We start from the raw sequence: 10738 nt of genomic DNA on the forward strand, positions 1-10738 counted from the left end.
ACCCACCCCTCAAACACCCGAATCCCCCGCTGCCCCCGCCGCTGCGGCGGGTAAGTCAAGAAATAACCATTCCCGCTATCGACCTCAATGTCAAAGGGCTTCACCACCTTGCCCGAGGCAATCAGGTCGGTGAACAAGGCCGCATCGGCAATCGCCCCCCCAATCCCCGCTCGACACTCTGGACGCACATACCCGCCGTATCAGAAAACTGCTCGCGCGCGCCCCGCAGATCCGGCACCTCGGCGCCGTTGGGAAAGCCCACACATCAGGCATGCACACAACGCCTCCAATCTCCTCCAATTGGAGGGTTCGCTCAAAGAGTGAACGTGCCACGATATACCTGCTAAGTTGAGAGAGGATTGAGGGCCCGTGCTATTCAGTTGCATGCGGGTTTGCGTCTGCGCGCTATGGCGCCCTCAGCATCCAGGGCGACCACATGAATAGCAAAGCAAGCGGCGGTTACCGTTGGCCAACAAGCCTTAAGCTGCACCCGAGGAGATCCATGCAGGCTTCTAGTGCGGCTGCATCACCAATCACGAGGTGAAAGATGAAGATAAACCAAGCCGGATTTGCGATAGCCATCGCTGCACATATGACGCTAGCGAGTGCATTTCAACTCGCACCACTGGGATCAGAGTTCGAGGCGAAATTGACGAATGAAAGCCCGAACTGGTTGTCGAGCGTGGCCGGGAAGGTTGGCGTGCTGATCAAGGAGCCCGTGCATGAAGAGATCACGCAACTGGGCTATGGCTGCCCCGTGGAACGCGGACAACTGCGAAGTGACACCTCTTGCAAGGGAGCCGACCGCGGATTCGCCAGTCCGTATGTGATCTATGGCGTGCGCTGGAACGACCTTCCACCGTTTCGGCTTCGGCACAACGAAGGACAAAACTGCAAGAAGTTTCTAACGCGCGCGGCGGCCTGCAATGTGGAACAAACCGTGCGCTTTGCTACGCAGCCGGAGTGCTGGTACTGCATGTTCACCAGTGCACAGAAGACAGCGGAGACGCGCAAGATTTCAGGATGCGCGCGAGGCAAAGGCTATAGCCGGGGCAACTTGTTGACGCGGTCACATTTTGGTGACTTGCAATTCCTGCATGGGATGGCCAGCGAAGACGATATCCAGGCGCCGGTGACGCGGCAGAAAATGATTGACTGGGTGGAGTTTGCGTGGAAGGTGTCGGCGCGTGAGATCAAGCCGGAGACAATGCTGAAGACCATCGCCAACCCGACGATTGCGGAACACTTCGGGTGCTCCGAGTGGACTGTGGCGGATATTTATATTCTTGGCCGCAACGATCACCTGCTGCCTAAGCTCAATCACATTGCGTTCGGTTCGCTGCTGCATACGATCCAGGATTCGTTCGCGGGAGGGCATGCAACACGAGAAGCTGCCGCGCCCGGGGGAAGCTGCCCAGGAACCGACGTACCTAAGCCGCCGCGGATTGTTGAGTTTCATAGCTATGGTGGCCAAGACGGGCACAAACATGATGAGCGAGACCAACGAGTGGCCCTGCTAGGAGCCGATGAAAGCCGATGGCCAGAGGCGGTGGAGGCGACAAGGCGGTTGTTTGAACTGAAGGACGCGAACGCTTCATGGGATACGGCGAAGCCCTATGTTGAGTGCATCCTCGAACTTGCACCGGAACACCACCCATCGTCATCGGGTGCCGAGTTCCGGCGGGTAAGCAAATAGTCTTTCATCTAGGTCATTGGGAGGGGCGACGGCTAGCCCCTCGTGCTCTTCGCGCCAAACTGACCTAAGCAGACCAAGCCTGTAGAGCCCAAGCAAAAAAAACCCTCACCCCCGCAACACATCCACCAACCACTCCTCAAACAACCGAATATTCCGCTGCTCTCCCCGCTGAGGCGGATAAGTCAAAAAGTAGCCATTCCCGCTGTCCACCTCGATGTCAAAGGGCTTCACCACCTTGCCCGACGCAATCAGGTCCGTGAACAAGGCCGCATCGGCAATCGCCACACCCAGCCCCCGCTCCGCACTCTGGACGCACATGTCCACCGTGTCAAACAGCTGCTCACGCGCGCCCCGCAAATCCGGCACGCCGGCGCCGCGCAGCCAGGCCAGCCATTCGTGGCGGCTGGCGGTGGCATGTAACAGGGTGGCGCCGGCCAGGTCGGCGGGCTCGCGCAGGCCGGCGGCGATCTGCGGTGAGCACAGGGGCACCAGGTGCTCGCGCATCAGCGGCACCTCGACCAGGTTTGGCCAGCCGCCCTTGCCGTGGGCAATGATGGCGTCGGCATCGGTGTTGCTGAAATCGGGCGCGTCGGTCCAATGGGTGGCGACGCGGATCTCGAGGCCGGGCATGGCGGCCTGCAGCGCCGGCAGGCGCGGCAAAAACCACCTGACGGCCATGGTGGGCGGGAACTGGACCCTGAGGACATCGGCACCGCGCCGCACGCGTGCGCTGGCCTGGGCCAGGGTTTCCAGGGCCTGCCGTACCGGCGCGAGCAGTTGCTGGCCTTCGGCGGTGAGTGTGAGGCCGCGGGCCACGCGCACAAACAGCGGGCAGCCGTAGTACTCCTCGAGCAGCTGCACTTGCCGGCTCACCGCGCCCTGCGTCAAATTGAGCCGCGTGGCCGCGCCGGTGAAGCTGCCGCAATCGGCGGCGGCCAGGAAGGCCTGCAGGGCATAGAGGGGCGGCAAGGCGGGCATGCGCGCAGTTTATCGTGGCGGCCCCGCCGCCGAGGCAGCCATGCGCGCCGTGCATGGCTGCCCCCAAAATCTTTCGATGGTGCTCTTGCGCCTGCACTCCTACGATGGCGCCCTGTTCATTCATTCCTCCGCACGCCGCCCCCCACCATGGTCATCAGTTCGAACGCACTCGCCTACATCGACGTCATCAACCGCTACCTGGCCTTGCTGGCCGCGGGCGACGTGCCCGCAATCGTGGCGCTGTTCAGCCCGCAGGGTGTGGTGCATTCGCCCTTTCTGGGCGTGAAGCCGGCGGGGGAGTTTTTTGAGCTGCTGAAGGCGGCGACGCGGCGCAGCGAGCTGGAGGATGCCGAGGTGTTTGTGAGCGCGGCCGGCTCGCGCCGGGCTTCGGTGTGTTTTACCTACCAGTGGGAGCTGGCCGACGGCTCGCAGGTGAGCTTTCGCTGCGTGGACATGTTTGATTTCGACGCGCAAGGCCTGGTCGAGACCATGACCATCATCTATGACACGGCACCGATTCGCGCGTCCGTCGGCGACAAGTACCGCCGCGCGGAAACCCGTTGACTCACCCAACCACCAACCAAGCAGGAGAACCCCAATGAAATTCATGGTCCTGGTCAAAGCCACCGCCGACAGTGAAGCCGGCATCATGCCCAGCGAGCAGCTGCTCACCGAGATGGGCAAGTACAACGAAGAGCTCGTGAAGGCGGGCATCATGCAGGCCGGTGAAGGCCTGCACCCGAGCGCCAAGGGCGCCCGTGTGCGCTTCTCCGGCAAGAACCGCACGGTGATCGACGGGCCCTTCAGCGAAACCAAGGAGCTGGTGGCCGGCTTCTGGATCTGGCAATGCACCTCGCTGCAGGAGGCCATCGCCTGGGCCAAGCGCTGCCCCAACCCGATGCCGGGCGACTCGGAGCTCGAGATCCGGCAGGTCTTTGCGGCGGAAGACTTTGGCGATGCCTTTACGCCGGAGCTGCGTGAGCAGGAAGAGCGGCTGCGCGCGCAGGTCGAAACGTCCAGGCCCCACTGACCCTCAAAGCTTCAACCCACCCCACCCCAACCCAACCCCAGGAGACACCCATGCCAAAAATGATTTTCGTCAACCTTCCCGTGAAGAACCTCACCGCCGCCATACGCTTTTACAAGGCGATAGGCTGCGAGCAGAACATGCAGTTCAGCAACGACCAGGCCGCGATGATGGTCTGGTCGGAGGCGATCAGCTTCATGCTGCTGACGCACGCGTACTACGGCAGCTTCACCAGCAAGCGCATCGCCGATGCGCACGAGACCAGTGAAGTGCTGCTGGCCCTGTCGCGTGACAGCCGCGAAGAGGTGGACGCCATCTCGCAGGCCGCGGCGGCCGCCGGCGGCAAGGCCGACGTTCGCCCGCCGCAGCACATGGGCTTTATGTATTCACGCGCCTTCCAGGACCCGGACGGCCATGTGTTCGAGCCGGTATGGATGGACATGGCGGCGGCGCAGGCTGCCACTGCGTAGGCAGGTACGTAGCCGGACTTTGTCGAATTCGTCGGCCCCGCTCGTCGTGTTAGGGAAGCAAGCTGAACGGCCGATGGGGCCGATTCCTTTTTTTACCTCAAGGAGCAATCGATGAAGTTCTTACACACCCTTTTCGCCTCTCTGCTCACCGCAGCGATGGCCGCTACCACCCTCCTCCCGGCCACGTCCCTTGCCGCCTCTCCCGCCCAGGACAGCAAGCCGGTCAAGAGCGGCTACCTGAGCGTCAACGGCGTCAACTACCACTACCAGGTGCACGGCCAGGGCGAGCCGCTGCTGCTCCTGCACGGCGGCCTGGGCCAGGTCGAGATGATGGGCCCGGTGCTGGCGGCGCTGGCCCAGACCCGCCAGGTGATAGGTGTTGACCTCTACGGGCACGGCCGCACGGCGCTGACCGACAGGCCCGTGAGCCTGGTCGACATGGGCGAGGACATGGCGCAAATCATCCAGAAGCTGGGCTACGGCCCGGTGGACGTGATGGGCTATTCCATGGGCGGGGGTGTCGGCTTTCGCCTGGCGGTGCAGCACCCCGAGCGTGTGCGGCGCCTGGTGCTGGTGTCGGCCGGCTACGCGCAGGACGGCTTCTTCCCCGAAATGCTGCCCATGCAGGCGCAAGTGGGCGCGGCGATGGCCGACATGATGAAGGACACGCCGATGTACAAGTCCTACGCCGCGGTGGCGCCGCGCCCGCAGGATTTCCCCAGGCTGCTGGACCAGATGGGCGCCTTCATGCGCAAGCCTTATGACTATTCAGAGGATGTGAAAAAGCTGGCGATGCCGGTGATGCTGGTGTTTGGCGACAGCGACATGTACCGCCCCGAGCACATCGTGAAGTTCTACCAGCTGCTGGGCGGCGGGCTGAAGGACGCGGGCTGGGGCCGGGAGAACATGGCGAAGAACCGGCTGGCGATTTTGCCGGGGTTCACGCACTACGACCTGTTCCTCGCGCCCAGCCTGGTGCCGACGGTGCTGCCTTTCCTGGATGGGAAGAGCAACACGGCCAGCTGGGCGCAGCAGGTCAGCGAGCGCAAGTAACCGGGAATCCCCCGAAGGAAACATCGCGATGACCCCAACGACCACCCCCACCATCACGGTCTTTGAACGCTCACCCGACCGCGGCCGAGGCCTGGCGCGTGACATGCGCGTGCGCTGGGCGCTTGAAGAGGTAGGCCAGGCGTATGAGGTTCGCCTGGTGTCGTTCGCGGCGATGAAGCAGCCCGCCCATAAAGCGCTGCATCCTTTCGGGCAGATCCCGACCTATGAAGAAGATGGGCTGGTGCTGTTCGAGTCGGGCGCGATCATCCTTCACATCGCGGAGCGCCATGCGGGCCTGCTGCCCCATGATGCGAATGCCCGCGCCCGCGCGATTGCGTGGATGTTTGCCGCGCTGAACACGGTGGAGCCGCCCATTGTGGAGCGCTCCATGGCCGCGCTCTTTGAGAAGGACAAGCCCTGGTATGCGGAGCGCTTGGCTGCCCTGGATGAGCAAGTCCATGCGCGGCTGGGCGATCTTTCGCGCCGGCTGGGCGATGCCGACTGGCTGGATGGCGCCTTCAGCGCCGGCGACCTGCTGATGGTGACGGTGCTGCGCAGGCTGGAAAGCTCTGGCCTGCTGCAGACATACCCCAACCTTCTTGCCTATGTCGCACGCGGCGTGGCGCGGCCGGCTTACCAGCGGGCTTTTGCGGCGCAGCTGGCGGTGTTTACGAAGGCGGCTTAGGCCGGCTGAAGAAGGCCGCTTTCAGGCCGGCTGGAGCCTGGCTCACCTTGTGGTTCCACCGACAAGCCGAGCATCAGATCCAGGTTCTGCACCGCCGCGCCCGCGGCGCCCTTGCCCAGGTTGTCGAACACGGCGGTCAGTAGCACCTGGCCGGTACGCTCCTGCCCAAACACCGCGAGCCGCAAGCGGTTGCTGCCGTTGAGCGCGCGGGGGTCGAGCCGCTGCGCATCGGCGTCGTCTGCAAGCGGCTGCAGCTCGATGAAGGTTTGCCCCGCGTAGCGCGCTTGAAGCGCGGCGTGCAGGCGCGCGGCGGTCACGCCGGCGGGCAGCAGGCGCAGATGCAGCGCGATCGTGAGCACGATGCCTTGGCGATAGTGGCCGTACGCGGGCACGAACACCGGGGGGTGCGCCAGGCCGGCATGCTGCTGGATCTCGGGCACGTGTTTGTGGTTCAGGCCCAGGCCGTAGACCTGGAAGGGCACCGCGGTGTCGGCGGCGGCGCCTTCGTGGTCCTCAAGCCCGGCCCGGCCCCGGCCTGAATAGCCGGACACCGCGTGGATGGCCAGCGGATAGTCGGCGGGCAGCAGGCCGGCGTCGACCAGGGGCTTGAGCAGGGCCACCGCGCCGGTGGGGTAGCAGCCGGGGTTGCTGACGCGTGCCGCGCCGGCGATGCGCGCGGGCTGCGCGGCGTCGAGCTCGGGCAGGCCGTAGACCCAGCCCGGCGCGGTGCGGTGGGCCGAGCTTGCGTCGATGATGCGCACGCCGGGGCGGCGCACCAGCGCCACGGCTTCGCGGGCGGCGTCGTCGGGCAGGCACAGCAGTGCGACATCGCAGTCGTTGAGCGCCTCGGCGCGGTGGGCGGCGCTCTTGCGGTGCGCGGGCGGCAATTGCAGCAGGCGCAGGTCGCTCCGGCCCGCCAGCCATTGCAGCACCTGCAGGCCGGTGGTGCCCTGGTCGCCGTCGATAAAAACAAGAGGGGTCATGAAGTGCTCCGATCTGGGGTTCAAAGCGGATGGTGCATCGCCAAGGCCGTGCAGGCAAGTTGAATCTGGCAAACTTGTCATTCAGAATTCCTGAATCCCTACCCCACGACGAACTCCACGACGAAAGGTGCACCATGCGCGAAATCAACCTCGACCGCCTGCGCACACTGCTGGCGGTGGCCGACCTGGGCTCGTTTGCCGCGGCGGCAAAGGCGCTTCACCTGGCGCCGCCGACGGTGACGCTGCACGTGGCGCAGCTCGAAGCCCGCGTCGGCATGCGCCTGCTGCACCGTGCGCCGGCCGGTGTCACCGCGACATCCGCGGGCGGCCTGCTGATGGACAAGGCACGGCGCCTGCTGGCCGAGGCCGACGAGCTGCTGGAGACCGTGCAGCGCCAGATCGCCGAGCGCGGCGGCCGCGTGCGGCTGGGCGCCTCCACGGGCGCGCTGGCGCACCTGCTGCCGCAGGCGCTGGAAGCCCTGGCCGCGCGGCATCCGGAGATCGACGTGCAGGTCGCGGTGATGACCAGCGAGGAGGCCCTGGTGCGGCTGGCGGCCGGCAGCCTGGACATCGGCATCGTCGCGCTGCCGCAGCCGGTGCGCCGCGGCCTGCGTGTGCAAGCCTGGCGCCAGGACCCGGTCATGGCCTTCATCCCCGCAGCCTGGGAGCCGCCAAAGCACGTGACACCCGCCTGGCTCGCCGCCCGGCCGCTGATCGCGAATGACCGCGGCACCCGGCTCTCGCGCCAGACCGCCGAATGGTTCGCCGCGGCGGGCCAGCGGCCGCAGGCGCGCATCGAGTTGAACTACAACGATGCGATGAAGAGCCTGGTGGCGGCGGGCTACGGCGCCGCGCTGCTGCCGCACGAAGCAGGCGCGCCACCGCCTGATAGTCGCATCAGCATGCGGCCGCTGCGGCCGGCGCTGTCGAGGGCGCTGGGCATTGCGCATAGAACCAGGCCGGACGACGATGCGACGGAACTGACGCTTAGGGCTTTGTTGGGGATGAAGGAGGGGTAAGGCGGATTGCCGCTACCCGTATTGCCGGACAGATCGGGAGGCACCGGGCGGCCGTTCAGGCATCGGCTTTGCGCTCAGGGACGCCAGATCCCGGGCGCCCCGTTGGGCTCCACAGAGGTCAGCAGCATCTGGCCACGCCAGTCCACCAGGACCAGCTTGTAGTGCTGGTACAGGCGGGTGAAGGCGGCGGTGAGCACGCGCTCGTCGCCGCCGCGCTCCACCATGGCCGCCAGTGAATGGACGGTGGACCCGTCGGCAATGCCGTAGAGAAACACGGAGCCTGCCAGCCGGATGGTGAAGCCGCCCTTGACCTGGCCCAGGGGTGCCGAGGCCGTGGTGAGAATCGGCGCGGGCGCCATCGTCCCTTGAAGCAGCGCAGCGACTTCCCTGGGGCCGGGCGTGCCGGCCAGGGGAGCGCCCGCAATACGCCGGGCGTAGATGTCTTTCCAGCCCTGCGGAACCCGGTTTTGCTGCTCGAAGGTCTTGTACTCTTTCAGCCGCTTCTGGAGTTCCGGCAGGCGTGCCGCGGGGAAAAACTCAATCTGCCGCCATTCGTCCTCATGGAATTGCGGCGCGCCTGCAGAGGATTGCGCCGTGGGCGCTTCGAATTGCAGAGCGTCCGCCGCGATGGTCGACATGGTGAAGCCGATGGTTCGGGGGTCCACCGTGGTCACCGGTGGTGCGGCCATGGCGGTGATGCCGAGGCCGATGGCCAGGAGAGCGGCGAGGAATGGTTTTTTGAATTTCATGTTTTGAGCTTGATTCTGCCGTGATGGCATGCCTGCTACCGGCCGCAAGCAGCCCTGGAAAGCGCCAGCTTGCTTAAATGTACTCTCGCCATTGAATACAAGCTCGCAGCGCTTCTTGAAGTCGGGCATGCGCATCCACCGGTCCTTTCCCGCACGGCCATGAATAAAAAGGTATGCGTTCCACCCCCGCAAGCACCGCCCAACGACAACCAAAGACGGCTCGTACAAGCCCGCCAACACTGGCAAGATCGACCTGAGGCCGCAGGGGGCCGCGCGCAGGGCAGGCACAAGGCAGAACTTCCGCGCCCCGGCTGCCGTTAAGCCTTTAAGAGAGCCGCACCGGCAAGGGCCGCGCCGCGGCCATTTCACCAAACCCGGCAAAGAATGTCTGCATGCAGACCTTCCCGATGCGAAGGCATGGTGGATTTCCCTAAGCTGGCTACGTAGGAACCCTCATCCCGCCCTCTGATATGGTTGTTGTTGCCGTCGTGCCCTCGCCCCCGGAAAAAATTCCTTCTTTCTCAATGACGCCCATCCCGCCAGCCGCCACCGGAAGCGCCCGTCGATGAGCCCACGCGAGTCCTGGGTCAACACGCAGCTGGCCCATACCTTTATGCGGCATGCCCAGCCCACGCTGCATGCGGCCGTGCTGGTGATCCTGGTGACGGTGGCGATGCTGTACCGGCATGTGGACCCCCTGGACCTCGGGGCATGGGCGGTGGCGGCGGGCTCGATGACCTTGCTGCGTTATGCCATCCTGCGCGCCTACCGCACGCGCCTGGCGGAGGCCGACGGGGTGGCGCTGCGGGAGTTCATGTCGCTGCACAGCTGGGCCTGGCCCTTGAGCGCGGTGGTCTGGGGCGCGCTGATGTTTGTGGTCTACCACCGGGCGCCGGTGGAGGAGCAACTGCTCTGCATGCTGATGCTGTCGGGCATCGCGGCGACCGCGGTGTCTTCGTCGCCGCCGAGTTTGCGGACTTTCTCGGCCTATTGCAACGGCCTGGGCGCCTCGGTGCTGGCCGCATTGGTCTGGCACATGGACTTCGGGGGCGGCGTGCCCGCCGCGGTGGACACCGGCGCCGAGATGGCGGTGGTGCTGGTCTTCCTGGCGGTGGCGCATGTGACGGGCCGGCGCATGTACCGGGCCCGGCACATCAGCCTGCAGCTGCAGTTCGACCGCCAGGAGCTGATCAAGGCGCTGGAGGAGAGGAAACGCGCGGTGGCGGACGCGGAGGCGGTGCGTACGCGTTTCATCGCGAGTGCCGCACATGAGCTGCGCCGGCCGGTGCACGCGCTGGGCCTGTATGCCGACTGGCTGACGCTGGAGCCAGAGTTCGCGACGCAGATCGCGCGCAAGATCGCCGATTCGACGCGCAAGATCGACAACCTGTTTGATTCGCTGTTCAGCCTCGCGGGGCTGGACCCGGCTTCGCTGACGGTGCACACGCAGCCGGTGGATTTAGCCGCGCTGATCCACACGGTGGCCGAGGAGCATATGCCGCTGGCGCGCGAAAAAGGCCTGCGCCTGCGCACGCGCACGCGGGCCGCCGCGGGGCGGGCGCTGTCGGACCCGGTGCTGCTGGCGCGGCTGGTGGGCAGCCTGCTGTCGAACGCCTTGCGCAACACGCACGGCGGCGGCGTGTTGCTGGCGGCCAGGCCGCGGCGCGGCCAGTGGCGCATAGAGCTCTGGGACACGGGCGCGGGCATCGCGCACGAACGCCAGCAAACTTTCCCGCAAGGCATTCCACAGCAGGGCACGGCCGAGGGCTTCGGGCTGGAACTGGCGGCGATTTACCGCCTGAGCCAGCTGCTGGGACATCCGGTGGGGATGGCGGACCGCCAGGGACGGGGGAGTGTTTTTTGGGTGGAGTTGGCTCGATATGAAGCTGGCCCGCCGGGCCGGGGGTGATGCCGGGTCTTGCTCCGGCGGGCACGCTCGCCTTCCCTCCTCCTCCTTCTCCTCTCTCCGTATTTCTGGTCTCTCTTCTTAGTTCTGCTGGCCGGGTCTCGCCCCGGCGGGCGACATACTTTTCTTTGCTTCGCCAAAGAAAAGTACGCAAAAGAAAGGCGACCCGCAG

General features: G+C 65.5%; 11 protein-coding genes. 8 read left to right on the forward strand and 3 right to left on the reverse strand.

Annotated elements, in window-relative coordinates; translation table 11 throughout:
* Positions 1-547 precede the first annotated feature (547 nt).
* Positions 548-1696 carry a hypothetical protein gene (locus tag PMI15_RS22415; protein WP_007874558.1) on the forward strand — a complete coding sequence of 383 codons (1149 nt, stop codon included), beginning with the start codon at positions 548-550 and terminating at the stop codon, positions 1694-1696.
* Between the two features lie 105 nt (positions 1697-1801).
* Here PMI15_RS22415 and PMI15_RS22420 read toward each other — a convergent pair whose 3' ends face one another.
* Entirely contained in the window at positions 1802-2674 is an 873-nt protein-coding gene (locus PMI15_RS22420; RefSeq protein WP_007874559.1) for a LysR substrate-binding domain-containing protein, read from the reverse strand.
* 147 nt (positions 2675-2821) lie between these two features.
* Between PMI15_RS22420 and PMI15_RS22425 the strand changes: the two genes are divergently transcribed.
* The 5 genes from PMI15_RS22425 (at position 2822) to PMI15_RS22445 (ending at position 5909) form a co-directional block, all read left to right on the forward strand.
* Complete coding sequence (locus tag PMI15_RS22425) at positions 2822-3238, forward strand: nuclear transport factor 2 family protein (protein ID WP_007874560.1); 417 nt, start codon at positions 2822-2824, stop codon at positions 3236-3238.
* A 34-nt stretch (positions 3239-3272) separates the two neighbouring features.
* Complete coding sequence (locus PMI15_RS22430) at positions 3273-3704, forward strand: YciI family protein (protein WP_007874561.1); 432 nt, start codon at positions 3273-3275, stop codon at positions 3702-3704.
* A 50-nt stretch (positions 3705-3754) separates the two neighbouring features.
* The gene (locus tag PMI15_RS22435) at positions 3755-4171 is read left to right on the forward strand and encodes a VOC family protein (protein WP_007874562.1); all 417 of its coding nucleotides are present in this window, start codon (positions 3755-3757) and stop codon (positions 4169-4171) included.
* 111 nt (positions 4172-4282) lie between these two features.
* Positions 4283-5224 carry an alpha/beta fold hydrolase gene (locus PMI15_RS22440; RefSeq protein ID WP_007874563.1) on the forward strand — a complete coding sequence of 314 codons (942 nt, stop codon included), beginning with the start codon at positions 4283-4285 and terminating at the stop codon, positions 5222-5224.
* A gap of 28 nt (positions 5225-5252) precedes the next feature.
* Positions 5253-5909 carry a glutathione S-transferase family protein gene (locus PMI15_RS22445; RefSeq protein ID WP_007874565.1) on the forward strand — a complete coding sequence of 219 codons (657 nt, stop codon included), beginning with the start codon at positions 5253-5255 and terminating at the stop codon, positions 5907-5909.
* On the opposite strand, the gene argC is transcribed toward PMI15_RS22445, so the two are convergent.
* Positions 5906-6892 (reverse strand): N-acetyl-gamma-glutamyl-phosphate reductase, encoded by a 987-nt coding sequence (argC, locus tag PMI15_RS22450; RefSeq protein WP_007874567.1) that lies wholly within the window; start codon positions 6890-6892, stop codon positions 5906-5908. The genes PMI15_RS22445 and argC overlap by 4 nt on opposite strands.
* Positions 6893-7026: 134 nt before the next feature.
* On the opposite strand from argC, the gene PMI15_RS22455 reads away from it, so the two are divergent.
* Complete coding sequence (locus tag PMI15_RS22455) at positions 7027-7911, forward strand: LysR family transcriptional regulator (protein ID WP_007874569.1); 885 nt, start codon at positions 7027-7029, stop codon at positions 7909-7911.
* A 74-nt stretch (positions 7912-7985) separates the two neighbouring features.
* Here PMI15_RS22455 and PMI15_RS22460 read toward each other — a convergent pair whose 3' ends face one another.
* A complete protein-coding gene (locus PMI15_RS22460) occupies positions 7986-8660 on the reverse strand; it encodes a hypothetical protein (RefSeq protein WP_007874572.1) in 675 nt (224 codons plus the stop codon).
* A 565-nt stretch (positions 8661-9225) separates the two neighbouring features.
* On the opposite strand from PMI15_RS22460, the gene PMI15_RS22465 reads away from it, so the two are divergent.
* Positions 9226-10569 (forward strand): HAMP domain-containing sensor histidine kinase, encoded by a 1344-nt coding sequence (locus PMI15_RS22465; protein ID WP_007874575.1) that lies wholly within the window; start codon positions 9226-9228, stop codon positions 10567-10569.
* Positions 10570-10738: the final 169 nt, after the last annotated feature.

Origin of the sequence: Polaromonas sp. CF318 (assembly GCF_000282655.1) — a bacterium.
Taxonomy (GTDB): domain Bacteria; phylum Pseudomonadota; class Gammaproteobacteria; order Burkholderiales; family Burkholderiaceae_C; genus Polaromonas.

Bases quoted from the DNA above. Each gene is read 5' to 3' on its own strand.
- PMI15_RS22460 (WP_007874572.1), bottom strand. From the start codon at position 8,660: ATGAAATTCAAAAAACCATTCCTCGCCGCTCTCCTGGCCATCGGCCTC.
- PMI15_RS22455 (WP_007874569.1), top strand. From the start codon at position 7,027: ATGCGCGAAATCAACCTCGACCGCCTGCGCACACTGCTGGCGGTGGCC.
- PMI15_RS22420 (WP_007874559.1), bottom strand. From the start codon at position 2,674: ATGCCCGCCTTGCCGCCCCTCTATGCCCTGCAGGCCTTCCTGGCCGCC.
- PMI15_RS22430 (WP_007874561.1), top strand. From the start codon at position 3,273: ATGAAATTCATGGTCCTGGTCAAAGCCACCGCCGACAGTGAAGCCGGC.
- PMI15_RS22415 (WP_007874558.1), top strand. From the start codon at position 548: ATGAAGATAAACCAAGCCGGATTTGCGATAGCCATCGCTGCACATATG.
- argC (WP_007874567.1), bottom strand. From the start codon at position 6,892: ATGACCCCTCTTGTTTTTATCGACGGCGACCAGGGCACCACCGGCCTG.
- PMI15_RS22435 (WP_007874562.1), top strand. From the start codon at position 3,755: ATGCCAAAAATGATTTTCGTCAACCTTCCCGTGAAGAACCTCACCGCC.
- PMI15_RS22425 (WP_007874560.1), top strand. From the start codon at position 2,822: ATGGTCATCAGTTCGAACGCACTCGCCTACATCGACGTCATCAACCGC.
- PMI15_RS22440 (WP_007874563.1), top strand. From the start codon at position 4,283: ATGAAGTTCTTACACACCCTTTTCGCCTCTCTGCTCACCGCAGCGATG.
- PMI15_RS22465 (WP_007874575.1), top strand. From the start codon at position 9,226: ATGAGCCCACGCGAGTCCTGGGTCAACACGCAGCTGGCCCATACCTTT.
- PMI15_RS22445 (WP_007874565.1), top strand. From the start codon at position 5,253: ATGACCCCAACGACCACCCCCACCATCACGGTCTTTGAACGCTCACCC.